The organism is Agathobaculum sp., from assembly GCF_022775115.1.
Taxonomy (GTDB): domain Bacteria; phylum Bacillota; class Clostridia; order Oscillospirales; family Butyricicoccaceae; genus Agathobaculum.
The window spans coordinates 36,206-60,071 of sequence record NZ_JALFLA010000021.1 but is presented as its reverse complement, the minus strand read 5'-3'; the positions used below and the strand labels follow the sequence as shown (position 1 = coordinate 60,071).

20 protein-coding genes and 1 riboswitch are annotated in these 23,866 nt (G+C 59.0%); of the genes, 3 read left to right on the top strand and 17 right to left on the bottom strand.

All coding sequences use genetic code 11. From position 1 onward, the window contains the following. Positions 1-83 precede the first annotated feature (83 nt). The 3 genes from tgt to MR935_RS03120 form a co-directional block, all read right to left on the bottom strand. Positions 84-1,226 (bottom strand): tRNA guanosine(34) transglycosylase Tgt, encoded by a 1,143-nt coding sequence (tgt, locus tag MR935_RS03130; RefSeq protein ID WP_290570958.1) that lies wholly within the window; start codon positions 1,224-1,226, stop codon positions 84-86. Positions 1,227-1,249: 23 nt separating this feature from the next. Next, positions 1,250-2,275, bottom strand: a complete 1,026-nt coding sequence (gene queA / locus MR935_RS03125) for a tRNA preQ1(34) S-adenosylmethionine ribosyltransferase-isomerase QueA (protein ID WP_290570957.1) — start codon at positions 2,273-2,275, stop codon at positions 1,250-1,252. A 63-nt stretch (positions 2,276-2,338) separates the two neighbouring features. Further along, positions 2,339-4,018: a SpoIID/LytB domain-containing protein gene (locus MR935_RS03120; protein WP_290570956.1), complete on the bottom strand. Its 1,680-nt coding sequence runs from the start codon at positions 4,016-4,018 to the stop codon at positions 2,339-2,341. 82 nt (positions 4,019-4,100) lie between these two features. Continuing rightward, positions 4,101-4,283: riboswitch (Lysine riboswitch) on the top strand. A 137-nt stretch (positions 4,284-4,420) separates the two neighbouring features. Here MR935_RS03120 and asd point away from each other — a divergent pair. From asd to dapB, 3 genes are read left to right on the top strand one after another with little or no spacing between them, the layout of a single operon-like run. After that, positions 4,421-5,503, top strand: coding sequence for an aspartate-semialdehyde dehydrogenase (asd, locus tag MR935_RS03115; RefSeq protein WP_290570955.1), 1,083 nt, complete (start codon positions 4,421-4,423; stop codon positions 5,501-5,503). A gap of 16 nt (positions 5,504-5,519) precedes the next feature. Next, on the top strand, positions 5,520-6,410 hold the full coding sequence (gene dapA / locus MR935_RS03110) for a 4-hydroxy-tetrahydrodipicolinate synthase (RefSeq protein ID WP_290570954.1): 891 nt from the start codon (positions 5,520-5,522) through the stop codon (positions 6,408-6,410). Between the two features lie 33 nt (positions 6,411-6,443). Further along, positions 6,444-7,211 carry a 4-hydroxy-tetrahydrodipicolinate reductase gene (gene dapB, locus MR935_RS03105; protein WP_290570952.1) on the top strand — a complete coding sequence of 256 codons (768 nt, stop codon included), beginning with the start codon at positions 6,444-6,446 and terminating at the stop codon, positions 7,209-7,211. A gap of 250 nt (positions 7,212-7,461) precedes the next feature. On the opposite strand, the gene MR935_RS03100 is transcribed toward dapB, so the two are convergent. From MR935_RS03100 to MR935_RS03035, 14 genes are all read right to left on the bottom strand, one after another. Then, positions 7,462-8,433, bottom strand: coding sequence for a hypothetical protein (locus MR935_RS03100; RefSeq protein ID WP_290570950.1), 972 nt, complete (start codon positions 8,431-8,433; stop codon positions 7,462-7,464). After that, positions 8,430-9,329 (bottom strand): DMT family transporter, encoded by a 900-nt coding sequence (locus MR935_RS03095; protein WP_290570948.1) that lies wholly within the window; start codon positions 9,327-9,329, stop codon positions 8,430-8,432. The genes MR935_RS03100 and MR935_RS03095 overlap by 4 nt, the downstream gene beginning before the upstream one ends. Next, entirely contained in the window at positions 9,329-10,252 is a 924-nt protein-coding gene (locus MR935_RS03090; protein WP_290570946.1) for a DUF2156 domain-containing protein, read from the bottom strand. Before MR935_RS03090 ends, MR935_RS03095 begins: the two co-directional genes overlap by 1 nt. 18 nt (positions 10,253-10,270) lie before the next feature. Then, positions 10,271-12,391: a SpoIIE family protein phosphatase gene (locus MR935_RS03085; protein WP_290570945.1), complete on the bottom strand. Its 2,121-nt coding sequence runs from the start codon at positions 12,389-12,391 to the stop codon at positions 10,271-10,273. Next, on the bottom strand, positions 12,381-12,812 hold the full coding sequence (locus MR935_RS03080; protein ID WP_290570943.1) for an ATP-binding protein: 432 nt from the start codon (positions 12,810-12,812) through the stop codon (positions 12,381-12,383). The genes MR935_RS03085 and MR935_RS03080 overlap by 11 nt, the downstream gene beginning before the upstream one ends. Before the next feature lie 216 nt (positions 12,813-13,028). Then, the gene (locus tag MR935_RS03075) at positions 13,029-13,328 is read right to left on the bottom strand and encodes an STAS domain-containing protein (RefSeq protein ID WP_290570941.1); all 300 of its coding nucleotides are present in this window, start codon (positions 13,326-13,328) and stop codon (positions 13,029-13,031) included. Positions 13,329-13,349: 21 nt separating this feature from the next. Then, positions 13,350-14,432: a phage tail protein gene (locus tag MR935_RS03070; protein WP_290570940.1), complete on the bottom strand. Its 1,083-nt coding sequence runs from the start codon at positions 14,430-14,432 to the stop codon at positions 13,350-13,352. A 22-nt stretch (positions 14,433-14,454) separates the two neighbouring features. Next, positions 14,455-16,569 (bottom strand): baseplate J/gp47 family protein, encoded by a 2,115-nt coding sequence (locus MR935_RS03065; protein WP_290570938.1) that lies wholly within the window; start codon positions 16,567-16,569, stop codon positions 14,455-14,457. A gap of 24 nt (positions 16,570-16,593) precedes the next feature. After that, complete coding sequence (locus tag MR935_RS03060; protein WP_290570936.1) at positions 16,594-19,656, bottom strand: hypothetical protein; 3,063 nt, start codon at positions 19,654-19,656, stop codon at positions 16,594-16,596. Continuing rightward, complete coding sequence (locus MR935_RS03055) at positions 19,643-20,065, bottom strand: GPW/gp25 family protein (protein WP_290570934.1); 423 nt, start codon at positions 20,063-20,065, stop codon at positions 19,643-19,645. Before MR935_RS03055 ends, MR935_RS03060 begins: the two co-directional genes overlap by 14 nt. Positions 20,066-20,091: 26 nt before the next feature. Continuing rightward, positions 20,092-20,913, bottom strand: coding sequence for a phage baseplate assembly protein V (locus tag MR935_RS03050; protein ID WP_290570933.1), 822 nt, complete (start codon positions 20,911-20,913; stop codon positions 20,092-20,094). Beyond that, positions 20,913-22,172, bottom strand: a complete 1,260-nt coding sequence (locus MR935_RS03045) for a phage late control D family protein (protein WP_290570931.1) — start codon at positions 22,170-22,172, stop codon at positions 20,913-20,915. The genes MR935_RS03050 and MR935_RS03045 overlap by 1 nt, the downstream gene beginning before the upstream one ends. A gap of 24 nt (positions 22,173-22,196) precedes the next feature. After that, a complete protein-coding gene (locus MR935_RS03040) occupies positions 22,197-22,976 on the bottom strand; it encodes a CIS tube protein (RefSeq protein WP_290570930.1) in 780 nt (259 codons plus the stop codon). Between the two features lie 16 nt (positions 22,977-22,992). After that, positions 22,993-23,850 (bottom strand): CIS tube protein, encoded by an 858-nt coding sequence (locus tag MR935_RS03035; RefSeq protein WP_290570929.1) that lies wholly within the window; start codon positions 23,848-23,850, stop codon positions 22,993-22,995. Between the last annotated feature and the right edge of the window lie 16 nt (positions 23,851-23,866).

Genomic DNA, 23,866 nt, shown 5'->3' with positions numbered 1-23,866 from the left:
TCAGTCCATGCTATGCGGCGCGCGCCCGGCATATGCAAAAAAGCAGGCCTTCCGATGCGGAAAGCCTGCTGCGTTGCTGTATTTCAGATGCGCTTGCTCATTTTTTCACTATATTCCGCGCGGAAACCCGCAAACGTGCCTTCGTCCAGGTGGTCACGTATCTCCTGCATCAAATGGTTGTAGAACCAAAGGTTGTGCATGACCAGCAGGCGCTGGGACAGCATTTCGCCGCTTTTGAGCAGATGCCGCAGATAGGCGCGGCTGAAACGGCGGCAGGTCGGGCACTGACAGCCCTCCTCGATGGGGCGGTCGTCGGTCTGGTACTTGGCGTTCATGATGTTCAGAATGCCGTGGTGCGTGAACAGATGCCCGTGCCGCGCATTGCGCGTCGGCATCACGCAGTCAAAAAAGTCCACGCCGCGGGCGACGCTCTCCAGAATGTTGGACGGTGTGCCCACGCCCATCAGATAGCGCGGCTTGTGCACCGGCGCGTGCGGCAGCACCACATCCAGAATGTGATACATCACCTCGGTGCTCTCGCCCACGGCCAGGCCGCCGATTGCGTAGCCGGGCAGGTCGAGCGCGGCGATTTCCTGCATATGCTCGATGCGCAGGTCATCGTAGGTTCCGCCCTGATTGATGCCGAACAGCACCTGATGGGGATTTATCGTATCCGGCAGACTGTTCAGCCGCGCCAGCTCATTTTTGCAGCGTACCAGCCAACGTGTCGTGCGGTCGATCGAGGCCTTGACATAGTCGCGCGGCGCGGGGTTTTCGATGCACTCATCAAACGCCATGGCGATATCCGAGCCGAGATTGGACTGGATGCGCATACTCTCCTCCGGCCCCATGAAGATCTTCCGTCCGTCCACATGGGAGTGGAAGGTCACGCCCTCCTCCTTGATTTTGCGCAACGTGGCCAGCGAAAACACCTGAAAGCCGCCCGAGTCGGTCAGCATCGGGCCGTCCCACCGCATGAAGCGGTGTAGCCCCCCCATGGCCTTGACGATCTGGTCACCCGGCCGGACATGCAGATGATAGGTGTTGGACAGCTCGATCTGGCAGCCAAGCTCTGCAAGGTCAAAGGCATCCACCGCCCCCTTGATCGCCCCCGCCGTGCCGACATTTTGGAACACCGGCGTCTGCACCACACCGTGCGCGGTGCAGAATACGCCCCGTCTGGCCTTCCCCTCTGTTTTCAATAGCTGAAAAGTTCCGATATCCATAATTTCCTCGTTATCCGTTCTTATTAGTACAGGAGCATCGCGTCTCCAAAAGAGAAAAAGCGGTACTCCGCCGCGATCGCCTGCCGGTAGGCTTCCATCACCATCTCCCGGCTCGCAAAGGCTGAAATCAGCATCATCAGCGTGCTTTCCGGCAGATGGAAGTTGGTAAGCAAATGGTCAACCACCTTGAATCGGTAGCCGGGATAGATGAAGATATCCGTCCACCCGGACTGCGCGCGCACATGTCCGCGCTCGTCGGCGATCGTTTCGAGCGTGCGGCTCGCCGTCGTGCCGACCGCCCATATCTTGCCGCCCGCCGCGCGCGTCTCGTTGATGCACTGTGCCGTCTGCTCGTCCATGCTGTAATACTCAGCGTGCATCACATGGTCAGCCAGTTCCTCCTCCTTGACCGGGCGGAAGGTGCCCAGCCCGACGTGCAGCGTGACAAACGCCAGCCGAACACCTTTTTGCGCCAGTGCATCCAGCAGCGCCGGAGTAAAGTGCAGGCCGGCAGTCGGCGCGGCGGCCGAGCCGGGTGTGCGGGCGTAGACCGTCTGGTAGCGCTCGGGGTCATCCAGCCGTTCCTTGATATAAGGCGGCAGTGGCATAACACCCAGCCTGTCCAAAATCTCCAAAAATACACCGTCGTAATGAAAGCGGATCAGGCGGTTGCCGTCCGGCTGCACCGACTCGACCGTCGCGGTCAGCAGGCCGTCTCCAAAGGTCAGATCAACGCCCGCGCGCGTCTTTTTGCCCGGGCGCGTCAGGCACTCCCATAGGCCGTCTCCCTTGTCGGTCAGCAGCAGAACCTCGATCGGCGTCGTATGGCCGACCGCATGCCCCATCAGCCGCGCCGGGATGACGCGCGAGTTGTTGAACACCATGCAGTCGTCCGGCTGTACGTATTCCATTAAATCACGAAACTGCCGGTGCGACACCGAGCCGTCCGCGCGGTCAAGTACCAGCAGACGCGAGGCGTCGCGCTGCGCCAGCGGGTGCTGCGCGATCAGCCGTTCGGGCAGATCAAAATAAAAATCGCTCTTCTTCATCGCAAAAACATGGGCGTTCCCAGCGGAGCGCCCATGTGCTATCCTCCTTCTTACCGGTACCGGTCAACGGGAGACCGCGATCCCGGTGTAATAAAACTTCAATATATCTTGATAGCCAAAGCCCTGCTTGGCCATCGCGTAAGCGCCCCATTGGCTCATGCCCACGCTGTGCCCCCAGCCTTTGCCATGGAAGGTATAGCTTGCCGCGCCGGTGACAGATACCACCGGCTCCGACGGTGCCGGGGTTTCGTCTGCGGCTGGTGGTACAGTATCCGGCTCTTCGGAACTCTTGCCCGTGCGGATCAGCACCGTCTGGTCTGCAAAGTCAACGCCAAACCCAAGCGCCTCACCGATATCCCGCAGCTTATAGTAATTGTTGTTGTTGATCCGGTATCCGGTGAGGAGCACTACGCTTCCATCCATCACGATTTCGGCATCGGACGCTATGTAGCTCTGCACCGCATCGGCAGCGGCCAGCTCACCGCCGACCGGCTGATACGCCTCACCCGGGGTCAGCACGATGCGGTTATTGACGCTGTCCCAAGTCACATTGAAGCGGCTTTCCGTATCAGTGAGGATGTACGCGATGTCGCGCAGCTTATAATAGTTATTTCCGCCGATGTTGTAGCCGCGCGGCGCGGCCGTGCTGCCGTCGACCGTCACCTGATGCACCGACGGCACGATTGCAAGACTCGTCGCCAGCGGCGCGCCCGTGCCGGTGTTTGGCGTAATGGTGTAGCGGATGCTCTTCAGTCCGAACACCGTGCGAACCGCACTCTGCCGAATCGTCACCTGCTTGCCCTCCGTATCGGTCACGGTCACTTCGTTTACGTTATCAGTCGCCGTGCGCCCCGTGACCTGCACATTGGCCACCGTGCCGATCTGGTAGCCGCCATCCAGCAGCTTGGCGCGGATCTCCTCAGCGGTCAGCGTAACGCTCCACTCATCTACCTTCTCCTCATAGGGGTCAACCTTGCCCTTGAGATAAGCATAATCGCCGCCCCATACGTTGGCGGCATCCTCGGTCGCACCACCGTCGGACGAGAAGAAATAGCCGACGACCGGCTCGCCCGCATAGGTCAGGTATTCTCCGGCGGTCGCTTCGACCGCTGCGTCAGAGGCCGCAGTTGCCTTGTTCGTGCCCAGATAGACCTGACAGTTGGTCGTGTTGCACAGGTCAAACCCCTCGCTCGTATGCTTGCGCGTACCTAGCGCAAACGAGCGGGCGCAGACCGCCTGCGCCTTGAGCGCCTCGGCCGGCCAGTTCGGATCGACCTCATATGGCAGCACGCCCTTCACATATTCCTCCAGCGGCACATAGTTTATAACAACCAGCTTGCTGCCGTCCGTGATGCGGTATGCAAAGCTGCCTTTCCACTTATAGCCCTTAAACCATGTCTGCTCACTGTTCGGCTGCACGGCAAGCTCGCTGCCCGCCGGCGCGGTAAAGAGCACCTCGCCCGTCGCGGTGTCAGCCGCCTGCACCGCGCCGTTCACCACGCGCATGGTGAGCTGCGTGTTGCCGACCGACTTGACCGGGGAAAACGTCGTCCCCTCCATCGTGCCGAACGCATAGCCACCGGCAAAGCCACTGACGTTTTCCAGCTGTGGGCTGTCCAGCGCGCCCTGCGCCAGCAGTCCGACGCGCAGCGTCATATTGGTATCCACCGCGCCCGCAGGCGTGACGCACAGCCCTGCCGCCATAGTCAGTATGCACAGCAGCACAGATACAATACGTTTCATCCTGATATCCCCTTATCATTTTTTCCGCCCTCTATTGACAAATAACAGCCCTTATTCTAAAATAGGTAAGACAAGTACATTGATCGAAGATAGAGGCGCGGTTTTCATCAGTATCGTCTGGGAGGGTCCGTAAACCCGATTAGCAGCCGAGAAAGGGTCTGCCGCCGAAGCCGGTCCTTGTTGCGGCAAGGCTGCGCTGGACGCTGCCGGACAATATCCCTGCGTCTGTCATCAGCAGAAATGCCGGTGGAGAGCTATCCTTTTTTAGAAGAATTCGGTTTGTCCGCTCCTTCTATTATAGTATAGATGATACCGGTTTTTCAACCGGTATTTTTTCTTTATTTTCGTCCGGGTGGAAAATTTACCAATCGTCAGTCAATCTTTTGGGAGGAATCAATACAAATGAAGCACTACAAAGTAGGCATTGTCGGCGCGACGGGCATGGTTGGCCAGCGTTTTTCCCTGCTGCTGGAAAACCATCCGTGGTTCGAGGTCGCGGCGCTTGCCGCCTCTGCCCGCAACAAGGGCAAGACCTATGCGGAGGCCTGCGAGGGACGCTGGAAAATGGCCGTTCCCATGCCGGAAAAATATAAAAACATGGCGATGTACGACGCAGACGCGGACGCGGAGGAGATCGCCTCCAAGGTCGATTTCATCTTTTGCGCCGTCGATATGAAAAAAGAGGACATCCGCGCGCTGGAGGAGCGCTACGCGAAGCTCGAATGCCCGGTCTGCTCCAACAACTCGGCGCACCGCATGACGCCCGACGTGCCCATGATCATCCCGGAGATCAACGCCGCCCACGCGCAGATCATCCCGGCGCAGCGCAAGCGTCTGGGCACCAAGCGTGGTTTTATCGCCGTCAAGTCCAACTGCTCGATCCAGTCCTATGTACCGGCTCTGTCCGCGCTGCTCGACTTTGAGCCGACCGAGGTCGCGGTCTGCACCTATCAGGCCATCTCAGGCGCAGGCAAGACCTTTGATACTTGGCCGGAGATGGTCGACAACGTCATCCCCTATATCGGCGGCGAGGAAGAAAAGAGCGAAAAAGAGCCGATGAAGGTCTGGGGACATATCGAGGGCGACCATATCGAGCCTGCGGTCAGCCCGGTCATCACGGCACAGTGCCTGCGCGTGGCCGCGGCGGACGGCCATATGGCGGCGGCTTTTGTCCGCTTCAAAAACAAGCCGAGCCGCGAGACCATGATCGAACGCTGGCGCAACTTCAAGGGTCGCGCGCAGGAGCTGAAGCTGCCCTCCGCACCCGCCCATTTCCTGACCTATTTTGAGGAGGACGACCGTCCCCAGACCCGGCTTGACCGCGATCTGGAAGGCGGCATGGGCGTATCCATCGGCCGACTGCGCGAGGATGCCCTGTATGATTACAAATTTGTCAGCCTGTCTCACAACACCCTGCGCGGCGCGGCGGGCGGCGCGGTTCTGATGGCCGAGCTGCTCTGCGCCGAGGGGTATATGGACCGTTAAGGAGGTCATACATCTTATGAAAAAGCCCGTATTTACCGGCGCAGGCGTCGCCATCATCACACCCTTTCAGGCCGACGGCACAGTCAACTATACGGAATTTGCCCGCATCGTTGACCACCAGATCGCGCACGGCACGGATGCGATCGTCATCTGCGGCACGACCGGCGAAGCCTCTGCCCTGCATGACGAGGAGCACCGTCAGGCCATCGCTTGGTGCTGCGAATATGTAAACCACCGCGTGCCCGTGGTCGCGGGCGTTGGCTCAAACCATACCGACTACGCGATCTCGCTGACCAAATTTGCCGCCGAATGCGGCGCGGACGCCGGCCTATCCGTCACGCCGTATTACAATAAGACCACTCAGCGCGGTCTGATCGCGCACTATACCGCTATCGCGGATTGCAGCGATCTGCCGATCATCCTGTACGACGTGCCCAGCCGCACCGGCGTGTCCTTCACCGCCGATACGCTGTATGAGCTGTCCAAGCACCCGAACATCAATGGACTCAAGGCTGCCTCCGGCAATTTTACCCTGCTGGCTGAGACCATGGCTAAATGCGGCGACGAGTTGAATATCTGGTCGGGTAACGATGACCAGATCGTGCCGCTGATGGCGCTTGGCGGCAAGGGTGTTATCTCGGTGCTGTCCAACGTCGCCCCGCGGGAGACCCACGAGCTGACCCAGCTTTGTCTGGAAAACCGCTACCCCGAGGCCGCGCGGATGCAGCTGCAATACCACGACCTGATCGACGCGCTGTTTTGCGAGGTCAACCCCATTCCCGTGAAGAAAGCGATGGAGTTGCTCGGCTGGAACACAGGCGCGCTGCGCCTGCCCCTAGTCGAGCCGAGCGAGGAGCATACCTCCCGCATCCGCCGCGCGTTGGAAGCCGCGGGCTGCAAAAGATAAAGCCGCCCGTCTGACAAAGGAGTTTTAAGCAAGATGTTGAAAATCGCACTTTCCGGCTGTTCCGGCCGGATGGGCCATGTGATTGCGGATATTGTTTCCCAGCGGGAGGACATACAGATCGTCGCCGGGTTTGATATCAATACCGCGAAATACGCTGATTTCCCGATTTTTTCCGATCCATTTGAGTTTCAGGGCAAGTGCGACGTTATGATTGACTTTTCCAATGTCGCATGTACCGAACAGCTGCTGCGCTACTGTGAAAAGCATCATACGCCCATCGTCCTCTGCACGACCGGCCACTCCCCCGCCCAGCTGCAGCGCATACGCGAAGCGTCCGCAGCCGTGCCGGTCTTCCGCTCGGGCAATATGTCGCTGGGCATCAATCTGATGAGCGACCTGCTTGGCAAATGTGCCGCCGTACTGGGCGAGCGCTACGATGTTGAGGTCATCGAAAAGCACCACAACCAGAAGCTCGATGCACCCTCCGGCACGGCACTGATGCTGGCGGACGCGGTCGCCGCCGCGCTGCCCTATCAGCCTGCGTATGTGTACGACCGGCATACCCGCCGCGAAAAGCGCCCCGCGCACGAGATCGGCATTTCCACCATCCGCGGCGGCACGATCGTCGGCGAGCACAGTGTGCTGTTCTGCGGGCGCGATGAGATCATCGAAATCAAGCACACCGCGCTTTCCCGCGAGGTGTTCGCGGTCGGCGCGGTGGATGCTGCTGTGTTCATGGCCGGCTGCACGCAGCCCGGCATGTATGATATGAACGATGTGATTGCCGCACGCGGGGTTTGACGGAAAACCAATGCATCAAGCCAAGCCGCTGATACGTGCACTTCACGATAAAGGAGGAGACTGTGCTGCCGCACAGTCTCCTCCTTTTTATGCAGATGCATAGCCACCCGCGCTCCTCGTCTGCCCCTCACGCCTCCTGCCCTACCGGCTGCTCCATCCAATTGCGTGCGCTCTACCACACGGTGCAAAGCTATGACTTGAGCACCACAATACCGCTCATATACCCAATATGCACCTGATGGCAGCCCATTCAAATGATGATCTTGACCTCATTGACACCCTGTGCATATCCGTGTCTGATGTGTACCGCCATCTCCCGCACAATCAGCGTGCCCAAAATCGACCAGCATTCCGCATCGGCGGTCAGCTCCTGCGGCCGTATGCGCCCGGCCATGGGGTTGTATTTTTCCCCCGCGTAGCGCAAAAGCAGGAGCATACTGTCCCCTTTGGTCAGCATGACCTGCACCGAGCCGCCCGCCGGCAAGTGCTCCAGAATCAGGCAGCTCATTTCTTCCACGCAGCTCATCACCGCGTAGGCCAGCTTGGGGGGCAAGCCATGCGTCATACTGAACAGATCGACCTCGCTGCATAGTTCTCCAATGCTGGCGGGGTCGTTGACCACGGTTCTTTCGAAATCGGGCTTATCATCTTCCCTGTGCTGCCGCGCCCAGCTGTCCGGCGCCACCGGCCGGATGCCGAACATCGAGGTCGCCATAATCAGGCACGGCATACCCAACAGCAGCGACCATGCGGCTGTGCTCATGCCCATCTCTAAGGCCAGCGCGCACGCACGCACACCTAGTGTCTTCTCCGGCACGACAAGCATACATACGCCTGTAGCCACAGAAGCCGCCGCGATGCAAAACAGCACACCGGCCATCTCACGCGCCGTTTTGCAGCTGGGGCGGCGCAATCCGGGCAGGCGATACCAAATCGCCCATACAATACAGCCGGCGGCCAATGCACCCACCGCCTCGGCGGCGCAGTCCGCCGTCATCCGCAACCTGACCAGCGCAGACAGCAGAACGCCAAGCGCGCTGCCCAGCGCGCCCGCAGGGCCATACAGCAGACCGAAAAGCACGGGCAGCATGTTTTTAGGGCCAGCGACGGGCGCAAGCCCGAGCAGCGCAATCTTACGGAACGGCAAATCGAACAGCAGCATGGCAAGCGCTATGCGCGGCAGCGCACACACGGCGCGGCGTACTTCCATTGCCGATTTCATGCCGACACGCCTCCTTTTTTCCTGCACAGCAGCGCTCCGTCCGAGAGCAGCACGCCCAGCAGGATCAGTGCGCAGCCCGCTATTTTATGCGGTGTGAGCGTTTCGGTCTGTCCGCCCAGCATGGCCGGCAGAAAAAGCGAAGTGAGCAGCGTAAAAACCACCTCCAGCGAGAAGATCAGCGAGGCATTGAGCGCGCTGACATACCGCTGCGCATAGATCTGCATCACGGTGGTAAAGCCGCGCACGAACACCGCGATCACCAGCACGCTGCTCCAGAACTGTATATCACGCGGCAGCAAAAGCAACGTTTCCGGCTGGGAGACCAGCCATCCCGCCATACCAAACAGTGTGCCGAAAAACATTTGACAAATCGAGATCAAAATGGGGTTTACAGTGCCGATGATCTGCCCAAGCACAACGATATACACCGCAAACAGGATATCCGCCGCGCCGACAAAGAGGATACCGCTGCCCAGTCCATCAAACCGTGCGCCCGTTGCCAGCAGCAGGCCGACCAGCACGATCACAATGCCCGCCCAGTTGTTGGCGCTCGACCGTTTGCCGAAGCATAGCATGACCAGCGGAACGAACACGATATAGGCTGCCGTGAAAAATGATGTGGTCGATGCTTCCAACGTGCGTGAACCAATCGTCAGCATTGTGTTCATGCTGAACAGCAGCACCGCGAGCAGCAGGCCGTCTTTGACCACCTTTCGGGTCAGCTTGACCAGCTCGTGCGCAAAAAAGGCAGCAATGATCAAAAAACCGATGCCGTTTGTCAGCGCCAGAAATGCAAAGGTCGAGATATCCTCCGGTATGTTTTTGAGAAACACATATTGGATGCCCCAGAAAAAAGTAATGGAAAGAAGAACCAGATTGGCCTCCAGCTTGCTCATTACAGCTCCTCCCCCGGTACGGCGTTGAATTTCCGCAGCAGCAGCAGCGGATGGTAGGACAGCTTGAGCTTGCGCAGTCCCTCCAACCCGATGTCCTCCTCCGCATTCACATAGGCGCAGTCCATCGCGCATTGCCGCACAGCCTCCTGAAACACGACACGATACAGGTATTTTACATCCGGCGCGGCCTTTTGCACCAGAATATCATAGGTCTGTCCGCCAACCGGGCAGCCGTAGGAATAACCTACCACCCGTCCCTCCAGCCGCAGCAGCACACCGGTCAGTCCCAGCGCGGTATAATGCGTCAGCGCACACCGGATCGCCCGGTGCTCGGCCGCAAGCTGCTCGCCCGCCTCGCCGCCGTTCTGGTGATATGCATACCACTCCTGCTGGAACACCCATGCGTCTGCCGCATTCTGTGCGGTCAGCGGCTCAGTCGTCAGGCGCTCCCCATAGGTTTTGCGACAGATTCTTGCATCCTTGCGCTTTTGCTTGAGCGCACTACCCTCAAGCGTTGCCAGCGACCTCGTATCGTAAATATACTCCGCCCAATCTCGCTGCTCCTCTATCAAATAGCGTCCCGGCGCTATCCGCCGCAGCGCTTCAACGTTCTGCTCAGTCAAGCCGAAAAGCGCATAGGGCAATCCCTCATCGGCGGCGCTCGCCTCGACCGCTGCAACGCTTTCCGCGAAGTGCTCCGCCGCGCAGAGCGGCGCGAAATAATCCACGCGCCCCGGCGTCCGGCGGCGGCTGCGCAGAAACAACCTGCCCTCTATGATGCAAACCTCTGTCCCGTATTTATCCTGCAAAGAAAACACCGCCGCAAAAGCAAACTGGCAGGAGGATATCTTCTCTCTCCAAACGATCTCCTCAAATGCAGCCCGCATTTCCAGCCCGGGCGGGCGAAAATCCAAGTTAACCACGCTTTCTCTATCTCCTCCTCAGCATATCTCCAAGGTCAGCATTGTGATATCGTCCGCTTGCTCCGCGCCGTCGGCAAAGCGCCGGATATCCTCTTCCACCGCCCGCACCGTCTGGTCGATCGGGAGCTTTTTGACCGCCTCCGTATTGAGCATGTGCAGCAGCCGGTCGTCGCCGTAAAGCTCCTCATGCGGGTCGAGCGCCTCGGTCACGCCGTCTGTGTAAAGGAACAGCCGGTCTCCCTTGCTCAAAACGATCTCATGATCGCTGAATGTTATGCCGTCCAGACCGGCGAGCACAAAGCCGGGCGTGGTTTTCAGCCACGCATAGGCGCCGCCATGATAAAGCAGCGGCGCGTTGTGTCCGGCGTTTGAAAAGGTGAACTTGCCTGTCGATATCTCCAAAACACCCATAAAAGCGGTAACAAACATGCCCGCGTCGTTGTTTTCGCACAGCTGCGTGTTGACCAGCGTCAGCACTTCGCCCGGCCGGGCATGAAATGCGGCATAGTTTTTCAGCAGTGTTTTGGTGATTACCATGAAAAGCGCCGCCGGCACGCCCTTGCCCGATACATCGGCGATCACAACCCACAGGTGGTCGGGATCGGTCAGGAAGAAATCATAGAAATCGCCGCCGACCTCCTTGGCCGGGTGCATATTGGCAAAGATATTGAACTCCTTCCGCCCGGGGAACGCCGGAAAAATGCACGGCAGCATGGAGGCCTGTATCGTTGTGGCAACGCCCAGCTCGGCCGCAATGCGTTCGCGGTCAGCTGTGATCGCGGCCAGATTGTTCATATACTCCTTGAGCGACACCGTCATGTGGTTAAGGGTGTCTCCCAACAGCTCCAGCTCATCCCCTGTATGCATGGACACCGTGTAATCAAGGTCACCCGAGCCGATGATCTTGGCGCCGTCGGTCAACGTCAATATCGGCTCGGTGATCCGGCGGGAGAGTACTTCGGTCGTCAACGTGACGATCACGATGATGACCACGATCGCCACAGCGACAAGCAGCAGCATCATGGCGATCATGCTGCTGATCTCATCCGTCGCTTTATTGGTCTGGCTGATGATATGGTCGCGCGTCGCCACGGCCGGCGCTACCACCTCATCGCGCGGCAGCACGATCCCCAGCCCCCAATGCGTCGAGCGCACCCGTGCATAGGCGACAAACAGCTCCTCCCCCACTGTTTCGTGAAAGCCGCTCTCACCCGCTACCATCGCGTCCGCGATCTGCGCAAAGCCCGGCTCATCGCGCAGCAGCGTGGTGTGGTACTTGCCGTCGCTCCCGATCGTGAGCTTTGGAGAGGATATCACCTCTCCGTCATTATTGAACAGAAAAGCATAGCCATTCTCACCGACCGAGCTGCCCACGATCGAAGCGTTGATGTCCTCGATCAAAATATCCATGCCAAACACGCCCTCGACGCTGCCGTCCGCAGCATATACGGGCGTGGAGCAGGTGACCATCAGCCTGCTGAACACATCCAGATAAGTCTTTGTAAACACCGCTTCCCCGGTCTCGACCGCATTGGTATACCAATCGCGGTCACGCGGGTCAAAGTGATCGTCCTGAAAAAGAGATGCGGCATTGTCCTCAGATTTCGGGTCATACGAAAGCATGAAGCCGCTTGCTGATGCAAAATAGACCGACGAAATATCCTGTTCATTCTGCCTGCACAGCGGCTGCAGCACATAAAATGCGTTTTTGGTGCGTGCTATCTCCTGCTGCACCTGCTCGTCCGCCAGCGTATTCACATTGGCGTACTGCATCACCCAGTCTCCATCCCGTTGCGGACGACTGTCCGAAATGACGACCGTCTGCTCATAGAGCGGCGCTATGTACGCGGCCATCAGGCTGACCTGTGCCTTGATGCGGAGCAAGCGCTGCTCGGTCAGGTCGGCCTTTTCCATAGCCTGCACGATCAGATTTTCTTTTGCCTGCGCGATCAGCGCCTGCTCGCTGTCAGCCGCCGCCGTGCTGCCCAGTGCCTCGCTGCTGTCGAGCATCTTACGCTTGGCGGACTGAATACCGATCAATGAAACCGCAGCGCTCAGCAAAAGCGCCAGCATGGATACGCCAAGCACGATGCGGGATATTTTGGCGCGTATCGTGCTTGCCCCGCCCTTATGCTTCATGCTGCTCCACCTTTCCAACCGTTTTATAGAGCGTCAGGATATTGCTGCCGTTTTCATAGCGATAGGTCACGTTATCCATCGACTGCTTGACCATATAGATACCCAGTCCGCCAATTTTGCGCTCCTCTGCCGAAAGCGTGATATCCGGATCCTCGCGCTGCAGCGGATCATACGGCTTTCCCTGGTCAATCAGGTCGATCCGCACCACTGCAGGGTTGCCGGCGATCTCCATGCGAATCGTCGCGTCCCCCTCTTTAGGCGGGTAGGCATAGCTGAAAATATTGACGAATATCTCCTCAACCGCGACCAATATTTCGCACTGTGCGCACGCTTCACAGCCGATGCGCGTTAGCTCGCCGTCAACAAAGGCGAGCACCTCGTCAAAATGCTCCGGCTTGGCGGGAACGACCAATTCTTTCATTTGCTTACCTCCTGCCTTGTATGAAAACTGTCCAGCCGGTACAGCATCTGCGCCGTTTCGGCACGCATTACACATGCCTAACATATCATCCCCGCGTCAGGCAGCTGCCTGCCACGGCTATGCGCGGGAGAGCGCACGCTCCCCGTCCTTCTGCTCCTCCGCTTGCCCAAAAAAAGCGAAAAAGAGCCGCAAAATCTACCCTTTCCCGCCTTTTCCTCACTCAATTGTCATAACCGAGCTAAAGCCGACCGTATCCAGTACGTTCTGTACCGTTTCGCCCACATTTGTAAGCACCATAGAGCCGTTCTTGGACTGCGCAGTCTTTTGGCCGATGAGCAGCACCCGCAAACCCGCGCTGCTGATATATGGCACCTTGGCAAAATCCAGCACGACCTTGCCTGCACTTTGGAACGCTTGCAGCACGGCCTGCTGCAGCTGCGGACTTGTCATCGTGTCCACGCGCCCTTCAATGGCAAGGGTGAGCGTTGCGCCATCCTGCTTTGTTTGAATCGTCATCATGTTGTCTCCTTTGTGTATTTATTGTAGGTAAGTCAAGCCGTTCAGCGCCGCGCCGCTGTTTAAGCTGCCGCTCACGCTTTGCACCAGCATGGCGTTGATGTCCATATAGCAGTGGTCATCCATACTGACGCAGTCTCCCAGAAAAATGATGCTCACCTGCGTGCGGATCGGCCGAAACTGATCAATTAAGTACAGCAGCTTAGCGTGCAGCTGCTCATCCGAGCGGCACGCGAGCAGCACGGTAAAGGCGAACGGATCATCGCCCCCGCCAAACGCGCGCCGTCCCTCCGCGCCCGTGCGCTCAAGGATATAGACCGGCTCATCGACCAGCAGGTGCACGATCTCCTCGATCGCCGCCCTCGTTCCCTTGCGGGACAACAGGCGAAAGCCTGATCGTAGCAGCTTCCGGCACTGTTTTTCGCTCAGAAAGTCGCCGTCCAGCTCCAAACCCAGCCACTGGGCAAAAACGGGCAGCAGCGCGCGCGGTGCCGTGTCCGGATCAAACAGCGCGGGCAGACCGTCTATCTCCTCCTGTAAATCATTGTACAGCGCGGAAAACACCGACAAATACCGATGCAGAAACGCGCCGTTACGCCGATAAACCTCGGGAAAGGTCTGAAAAAAATTATCGCCCGGCGTATATACGCGCAGCCCGCGCAGGGTGGCGCTGCCCACACCAATCAGCTCAACGCACAGCCACAGGTAGCGGCCGCGCTGCCCGTAGAGCAGGATATCGGTCGCACCGATTTGACGGATGGAGTCTGAAAGCTCGAACAGCCGCATTTTGCGCTTTGCACCCTCCTCCGGCTGGCGGAGGAAGACATCGGTCTCGATGGTCTCCCCGTCGCGCAAGATGCGGCTCTCATCCGATGCCAGCGCGTGGATCACGATCACCATGTCACGCGGCAGCGCGGCCTCAAGCACGAATCGTCCCCACTCGCAGTCCGGCTTGCCGGAGTCCAGTGCCGTCAGAAACATCGCATGATAGCTCTCCTCCGGCATGGTATGTACGCCGCCGCATTCGTCCGCCTCCATGCCGTACAGGCAGCCACTCCGCAGGCGGCTGCTGCCCAGATTATATTTTTTCAGCAGTTTTTCCATGACCTTTTCCCCTGCCTGCCATTCATCGCGGCAACGCCCTGTTCAGTTCGAGCGAAAGTGTACCCAAGTGGCACAAACAGCTTTCTCCCAGCAGGATATCCGAGCCTCGCATCACTGTATCCGTTCCCGGCCTTGGCAGCATCGTCAGCGAATAAATACTGTCGACGCACTCCAACCGCTCTATTTTCTGATACAGTTCGGTAAAGTGCACAACCTCGCCAAAGCTGTGCTCGTCCGACACATAATCTAGCTCGCTGCGCAGCAGCCGCTCGATCTCCGTCCGGGCGTTATCATAGTAGTTCCGCACATGGATGACGGCCGCCACGTCAATCGGCACATACTGCGGCGCGCGCAGCTCAATGCGTGTGGAGATCATTCGAAAAGCATTCATACGCCGCATAATTTGTGCAAAATAACCATTTGGAAGACCTTGCTTATCCGTATCAGTATAGCACTTCACGGCGATCCTTGCAACATTATTTTGCTCATCCGCCACGGCGCGCACCTTGTGGATGCACAGCCCCGGCGTCGTGCGCACGGCCTGTTCATAGTCGCGCTCACTGACTGCCGAGACACGGCTGTGCAGCATACGGATGAAGCGGCGCCGCATTTGCTCGATCGTTTCCGCCGTTCGGCCACCGTGTCCGCAGCCCGGTGCTGTATAAAACGGACCGCGGGCCTCCTCGGGAAAATACGGGTCGGGCGCCGCGCTCAGCCGCGCGCCGGCACGCACATTGCCGGCTGCGCCCGCCGTGACCGCGCAATCGCACAAAAGCAGGCGCGCCGCGCTGCCCAGGCCGTTGTGCACGATGTGTATCGCGCCCTCGGCGGCCAACACCTCATATTGCAGGCTGTCCTCCCGCCGGTCGTTTGGCCTGATCCGACGATAGGCTGTCTGCCCGTCCGGCAGCGTCAGCTCGGCCAACACACTGAAATCCTCGGGCAGCACCAACGCCATGCCGGTCAGGTCAAGCACCTGATCCTCATATCCATATGCCGTGCCGATCCAATAGTGGTTCAGTGTTTCTGCATCGTAACAGACCGCGCAGACCGCTTCGTCCCCTCCGTCCGGCGCAAAGCCGAAGCGCGCCTTGTCAAAACCCAGCTCAACCGTGCCGTCCGGTCGATCCTCTCGCCGGTAAAAGCGTCCCTCGCCCTGTCCTCGGTCAGCCTCATAACGGAAGTACCACCCGTCCGCAGCCTCGCGGCAAAATACAAACAGGTTCTCGTAGCGTGTCATCGCGCTTTGAATGCGCACAACCCCGCTGCCGGGCAGCAGAAACGATGCCGCGCAGGTGCTGCGCTGCTCGACCTCGAACAAGCCGCCGCTCAGCGCACAGATGCGCGGCGCGACATCATAATCGGCGTATTCGAGCAGGCAGCGCACCGCCATGCCGGGCTGAGGCAGTTCTGTGCAGACGGCCGGCTCGGCCGCACCCAAGGTAAGGCGGATGCCGCCGCTGGTCAGAAAGCCGTGCGTTTGATCGGCGCAAGCGGCGTCCGCCCAGCCGTCCGCCGTGAAATATTGCCACCTGAGCTTGGCAAACACCGGCTCGTCCGCTTGCTCAAACGGATTGCGCCTGCTTTCATTGTCGATCCCGACATAAAAATGCAGTGTCATCCGCGCTTCGAGCGGGCCTTCCAGCAGACAGAGCAGCGCATCCCCCGCACGCGGCGCCGCGCCGAACACCTGCACGGAGGTGTGCTGCGCATAGCGCAGCGGATCGGTCAGCTCGCGCATCGTGCCGCCTATCGCCGCGTAAACGCCCGCGATCGACCACGGAAGCAGCACAGTCGGCGCGCGCGTTTCAAAGCGCAGATCGCCCAGCATGAGCGCCTCGTGCATAGCAAGCACACGCACCGCCGCCTGCTCCGGCGCGACGAGCAGCCTTGCCGCCCGCACCGGCATGGGGGTGATGCCCAGCAGCTTGAGCAGCTTCAGGCGTAGCTCGTCGGTCACTTCATCAATCAGGCTCTGCTGCAAAAGGGAGAACGACGAAAGGTTTTGCAGCATCGTGATGCCGGGGTCGGACACATTGAAATTTGTCCACTCATTGGTATACAGCGGGATGCGCGACAGCGCTTCCGTCAGCAATTCATCATATTCCTGATCGTTGAGCTTGATACTATGTAGCATGGTTACCTCCGTTCGTGCGCCGCCTTACCCGGCGTGGACGATATGCACGCGATGGATGCCGTTAACGCCGATCATAAAGGGCGACCGCGGCAGCTCGGACAGGCTGCACTCATGCACACCGTCCGGCTCGACGCGGCGCGCATGGACGGCAAACCGCCGCACGAGCGCGTTGACCTCCGCCGTGCGCAGCATCATGCCGATCTGCCTTTCATCGGGCAACGAGCCGATCTCCCAGCCCTTGCCGCTGCCGCTCCCCAGCGGGTCGAGAAAGGCTGTAATGCGCGCTGTCAGCGCGTTTTGCACCTGAAACGCCAGATCAGTCTGGGCGGTTTCCGCCCAGACATCGACCGAAAGCGTAATGTAGGACGGCTCTGTCAGATACAGGTCGTCCGGCGACACGGTCGCTTCACAGTGGGAGAGCAGATAGGCGCTGAGCGTTTTTTTCATATGATGAAAGGAATAGGAGCCTTGCTGATAGTCGCGCATCATCACAGCAATTGAAATCAAACGCGCATCCTTTCTGCCGTCAGGCGCACGCCCCGGAATACACCGCACCTTCTCAATGGCCGAGGAATAGGACTGTACAGCTCGCTTGAAGTCCGACAGACTGACCAGCCGATCCTGTCCGCTTATCAGGTTGGTGCCGCGCAGGCGCGCTCGCTCGACCGTTTCGAGGCTGCTGCCCGCGGTGGTTGCGACCGGTGTATACACACGGTCGATATACATCATATTGCGGTACGGACTGCTGACCGTGCCCGCCGGCAGATTGCCGCCTACTCCCTCGCAGCGCTGTACGCGCACCGTGACCGCCACGCCATGCTGCGCCCGCGGGATCTTGACGTTCACACCATCTCCAAAGCGCAGTAGGCTCAACATACGGTCGATCACATAGTGCCGCTCGCCCGGCGCGGAGCGGTCAAAGCTGTCCACCTCTGTCCAGCGGACGAAAAACGCGCTGATCTCGCCCAGCAGATTGTATTCAGCGCGCACATTATCCGGTTCCCCGGCCAGCATGGACTGCATCTCTCCCTGTGTCAGCGCGCCGTATTCGTTGACGAACACCTCGGCGGACAGGATATTGTCCGTATCCAGCGGGAAAGCCATGTTGGGCACCGCCGCTTCAATATACAACTGCTTTTCGGGCAGTGTTTCGATGTTTTTTATCTCGATCGCGTTGAGCAGAATGCTGCGTATCACGGCATGACAGCACGCCTGCCGGTCAAACGCCCCAGCCTCATCGGTGAGGCGCAGCCAGTACCGCCGCCGTCCCTCCACGGGGAATGGCGCAAAATCCTCCGGCGGGTCAAACAGTACCGTGCCGGACTGCCGCATACCGTGCGTACCATCGACAATGCGCAAGCGCTTGAAACCACCCGCAGCGGAATAGTAAAACTGGAGCGGCGCACGCGCAAAATGGATATTCTCCTCAATATCAAAAAACAGGCTGACCGGCGCGCCGTCAAACGGGCGGTCAAAGCCAAGCAGCAGCGCGTTTTCCGGGTATGGCAGCGGCGCAAACGCGGTAAACGGCTGCCTTTGCTGCACAGCCGCAGTGATATCCTCGCGCACCGTGCCGCAAATACGCTCAATCCGCTGCGGCAGCCGCCGAAAACCCACATAGCGGTAGCGCAGACGCATATCGCGCAGCCGCGGCATCCGGTGCAGGCAAGGCTGCAAAAAGCAGTTGTCCGCCTGCATCACGCGTAAGCGTATCATGCGCCCCTCCACACCGCCCATCACGCTCTCCCGCCAGTCCTCCGGGCATTGAAAGCGAATGGACACCTCGCCCGCGTGCGTGCTGTCAAACAGTGTCTGCCAGTCGCTGTCACAAGGCAAGCGGTACCAACCGCGGCCGTTGAAATACTCGAGCGCCATGCGCTGCACACAGGTCTCCGCCCGCCCAAGCTGGGCTGGGCGCGGGCGGCGCTTGATGATCTTCAGCTCCTCCTGCACCTGCTGGGGAAGCAGATCGACCAGCTTGTCCTCGTATTCCAAGTGAAAGGTCAGCTCGATCTCCGCCCCCTGCTGCCGGAAGATGCGGTCATGCCCGATATAGCATTCATCGAAGATCGAAGCTGTCGCGCCAAAGGGCAGGCAGCTTCGGCTGTCCAGCTGCTCATCATTATGAATGACGCAGTCGGGCGCGGTCGGCGCGCAGGAGGAGCTGACCTCGATCGAGCGCAAATCGACCGTATGCGGCGGCATACCGACCGTTTCCACACAAAGCACGGCGTATTCCGTGCCATCTATCAGAAGATGGCGGTTGTCGCCGCCCTTTTCCAGCACCACACTGCCGTCCGCGCCGGCCTTGGCCGCGATCGGCGTCAGCCCCTCGGGAGAAAGATAGCTCCACCGGTAGCTGTCTGCGTCGCACAGCGCCGCCGCCATGCTTTCACCCGTGACCGCCTCCTTGGCGTAAACCAGCACGGAAACACCCGGCGCCGTGTCGAATAGGCTGCTGTGATACAGCAGCAGCGCGCCGCGCGCGATGTTCTCCCCCGTATAGTCAAATAAGGCGATGGGAAACTCCGACTTCGCCTCGTCCGTTCCGCCGTCCGCCGCCGATGCGTCTTCTTTGATGCCGTCCGCCGCGCTCAGCCGCCTTGGCAGAAGCGGCTCCTTGCGCCAGTCTCCCCGTATCGGGTGGATGCTGCCGCATGGGCCTGACACGCCTACCAAATCGGTCAGCCGCGCGCTGGTAACGAACACATCCTGCTGCGTTTCAAACACAACGCGCGCGTCTCCCTCACCCTGCGCGAGCAATTTAACGCCGCGCGGTATATGGACGCCCGCGACCGTATCCGGTATCATATCGAACACCGCAACGCCAGCCGCCGGGAGCGCCGCTTTGAGCGACAGGTCGAGCAGATTGATGAACTCAGTATGATATTTGTCCACCACCTGATTGAGCCGGCGGATATTGCCAGCCAACTGGGAGGCAAACAACAGCCCGATCACCGAGCCGATATCCGGCTTGTCCGGGTCAAACGCCCACTCGGGCGTGTAGGAGTGCGCCAGCTCGGCCATCTGCGCGCGCAGGTCACTCTCTGTGCGTGGATCGATCCGATATTCCTCAAAGCTGCTCATTGTCCGCTTCCTCCGGCTGTACATTCAGATAAAAAGGGAATACCAGATTATCCCTTGTGTTGGTCTGCGCGATCACATAGCTGATATGGATCAGCAGGCATCCGTCCCGCACATGAGGATCTATGTCGATATTGACGTCGGATATGCGTGGCTCCTGCTCCAAAATTACGCTGATGAGATCGTTTTTCATCAGCCCGAGCATGGTGGGCGATGTATCCATAAAAGCGTAGTCAAGCAGATGCGCGCCGAACATCGGCTCAAGCCACCGCTCTCCCCGGTGGGTCATCAGGATGAGGTAGACCGATTCCTTTACGCTCTGCGCGCCGTCAGACAGCGCAAACCGCCCGGTGCTCTTATTGATCTGCGGCGGAAATTTCATCCCGCTGCCCAAAAAACGCTGATTGTCCATGCCGCTTGCCCTCCAAACCTCGCTCCTCAGCCGATCTTGACCGGACTGCCCGCCACCGTGACAGCGCCGCTGCTCTCCAGCTTCAATACGGAGGAAGCCTTCTCCGTGACCGTGCTCCCCTCCAGCTTGAGCATGCCGTCTGTTTTCACCGCCGCCGATTTGCTTGTCTCGACTGTAAACTCGCTCGCCGACAGCTTGACCGCTCCGCTCTCGCCCGACATCGTCAGCTTTATCGTATCGCCCACCTTGATTGTCAGCCGAGACTCGGTTTTGATGGTCAGGCTGCCCTGCTCCTCCACGGTGGAAAGCTCGATCGTGTTATTGCCCTTTTTGTCCCGCAGCCTGATCTTGTCGCCGCCGTTGTCCATTTCCAGCGTCAACTCTGCCCCGGCGGTCTGGATGATGATTTTATCCTGCCCGCCCTGCTCGTCGGCAGCGTTGTCCTCAAACACGATCGTGCTGCCGTGCTTGGTGACGATACGCTTGATCTTATTATCCCGGTCGACCGAGCCGGTCAGGAACTTATTATTATCCAGCGGCACGCCGCCCAGCACGTACGGCTTTTCAATATTGCCGTTTTCAAAGGCAAGCAGCACCTGATCACCGACCTCGGGCAGAAAATAATGCCCCCATTCCTTGCCTGAGGAGGGCTGAACGAGACGCGCCCAGCGCAGTTCATTGGCGCTCTCATCCCGCGTCGGTATGCTGACGCAAATGCGGCCCCCCATGCTTTGCTCATAATTGCGCGTCACAGTGCCAATCACCACGCCGAAAATGCGCTCATCGCCGGTTTCGGTCTTGCTGACCTGCTTTTGCGAAATATCGTCGATAATGTCGTATAAGCTCATTACAATCCTCCGATGCCCGGTCTTGCCGCGGCTGTGCCGCCGAGTGTCGCCGCCTTGCCGGTTAGCTCGGTGCGAAAGCCCAGCTCACTGCTGAGCCGATGCGTCACCGACGTGATATAAAAGCTGTTGTCCGCCGGTGCGCCCAAGCCGCTGACCATCAAAAATCGGCCCGGGGACAGGTCGGGGATACCGACGCAGGTCGCCTCAAACGAGCCGAGACGGTAGCGCATCTGCTCATAAAGCGACGAGGCACGCGCATCCGCGTCCTGCTGCGAGGTGATCGAGGGGTCGATATATACCTTTTGCGCCGCATTGACCAGCGCGCGCGCCTTGCTGTCGATCGCGGCATCCTGCGCCAGCTTCTTTTCGCTTTTGATCAGCTTGCCCGTACCCGCGTCCACCGCGCGCGTCTCAACCGCGCCCACCAGTCCGGTCACGCTGTAACCGATATGGAAATCAAGGATGCCGCCGCCGACTGAAAGCGCGGCCTGCGGCGCGGTGTCCGACTTGGCCGGGCGGAAATAAATCGTATGCTTGTCGGAAAAAAACTCGTAATTAAAGCGTTTGGCCGCTTTTACGACAAACTCATAATCGCTCTCGGAAACCATTTCTATCGTGCCGGCCGACGCGGCCGCACCCGCGCCGCCTCGTGCCGCACCGGGCAATCCGCCCTCCATACCGGGAGCATCCGGCGTGGGCGTCAGCTGCAGCCTCATACCCTGCATCAGGCTGGCGTACACAGTGCGGGCAAGAATCTGCTGCACCGCCGCGCCGTAGGACGCGGCCACGACCTGCTGCGCATAGCAGTTTGCCATCATAATGCCCTTGATATCCATGCCGGTCACTTCAATGTACGGCACGCTCGTTTGGTCATAATGGAAATCCAGTCCCGCAATAAAGCCGTGAAACACCGTTTGTCCCACACCCAAATATCCCAGCGCGATATCCAGTGTATTACCCATGCACACCTGTGCCTTGAGCTCGCCGTATCGAAAGGCCGAAGCTGTCTGGTCATACACATGGTAAATGCGAAACACCGCGACCGAAGCCTCAAAGCCGCTTGTCAGCTCGATATGGATATCGTCAATGACAAAATCGCCCTTGTTGACAAACGCGCTGCCGCCGAAAAAAACCGCGGCCTGCGGCGAGGCAAATTCCTTGTAGGTCTTTTTCAGACTGTCATAGGTCAGCTTTGCGCTGTCGCCTGCCATGCCTCTCCTCATGCCGCTCAGCATAGATGCCGCGCCCGACAAAAACATGCTACCGCTCCTTACTGCCGCCCATCAAAAGCCTGTGATATTCAAAAGGTTGCCTACCGTCTGCCCGATGCTTCTGCTCTGCTTGCCGCTGAAGCATGCATCAAATTTGGCCTGATTCCACTGCTTGTCCTCTGCTGTGCCCTCGATCTGCTGCTCGATATACAGCGTAACGACGCTGTGCACCGGCTCGCCTGACAGAGAGAACATCGTATACCGCACCTGCACATCGACGATCTCGCCGGAAAAAGAGGTGTCCGCCCACTGAAAGGTGACTGAGCGGTTGGAATCACATAGCGTCGCCGCGAGCAGGCCGTTGCTCTGCGGCTGCACGGAATACCCACCCTTGAGCGCGTTGATGATGGAGGCCGTGTCTGTCACCAGATCATTGGCCGAAACGCGGAACTTATCCGCCATGAACGAATCCTTGACGTTTACATCGTTGAAGATCAGCTCGACCGACATCTGTACCGACGGCGGCACGCAGGTTTGGTTGATCACATCGCTTTGCAGCGTGTTCTGCAGGCTGCGCATGTTGACGCTTTCCGCGTTGGCCGAAAAACGGATCGAGGCCGGATTGTACTGCACCTCCAGATACGGCTTGACCGCCGTACCCGTCTGCGCTGTGCTCTGCGGCACGCCCGCATTCAAACGCCGTGCAGTGGACGCGAGCATGCTTGCAGCAGACGCCCCGCTCGCTGCGCCGGGCGTCCCACCGCCCGCTGCGCTGTCAAAAATCAGCACGGCCTTCTGCGGACAGCCGGCCACACTTCTGCCGATATCTTTCAGGTGCTCCAAAGCAGACATATACAAACCCCTTTCATCACAAGCTCAGGTTGAGCAGGCTGCTCACCTTTTGCGCCGCGCCGTCCATAGAGGCGTTTTTACGCAGCATCTCATGGAACGCCGCATGCCACTTGCTGACATCCGTGCTGTTCATGCGCTGACGCAGACGCAGCTGGAGCTCCGCGCGGACCGGCCGCCCAGAAACCGAAAACATCGTGTATTTCGCCTGCACACCGATCAAAATGCCCGTAAAGGAAAAGTTGGCCCATTGGAACGTCATCGCGCGAGTATATGGATTTCGCAGGGCGCTGATCAGGCCTTCCACATAGGGCTGCACTGTAAAAGTCTCGCCGCGCAGCATTGTGGCGGCATTTGTCGCGGTCGTCGCGCTGACGCCGGTGAGCTTATCGAACATAAACGCATCGTAAATATTCATCTTATCGAAGAGCAGCGTGGTTGTCAATTCGACCGACGGCGGTGTGACCGTGTCGCTGACGGTGTTCTGGTCGTTATTACTGCCGCTGACATCCTTCTTCTTGTGCATATGGTTGGAGGAATAAAGCGTCAGGCTGCCGGGGTTAAACTGCACGAAAAAAATCTTATCCGCACCTGTACCGCCGGACACTGCGGCAGCATAGTCCGCTTCTCCCCGCAGCGCAGACTGCGTCCTTTTCAGCATTTGGACGCTTTGGTGCAGCTGCGCCGCGCGCTGTGTCATCGGGCCTATCTGCCCGCCAGCCTGCCCAAAGCCGCCGGATATATTGCTGAACGCACTCACCGTGTCCTCCAGCGTATTTTCCAGTTCTGTACCCTGTGCCCGCACATCATGCACGACCAGACACGCCTTGCTGGTGTTTCCTGTTACGCTGCTGAGCAACTGCCCGCCGATCGACATCGTGGTTTCCCCTTTC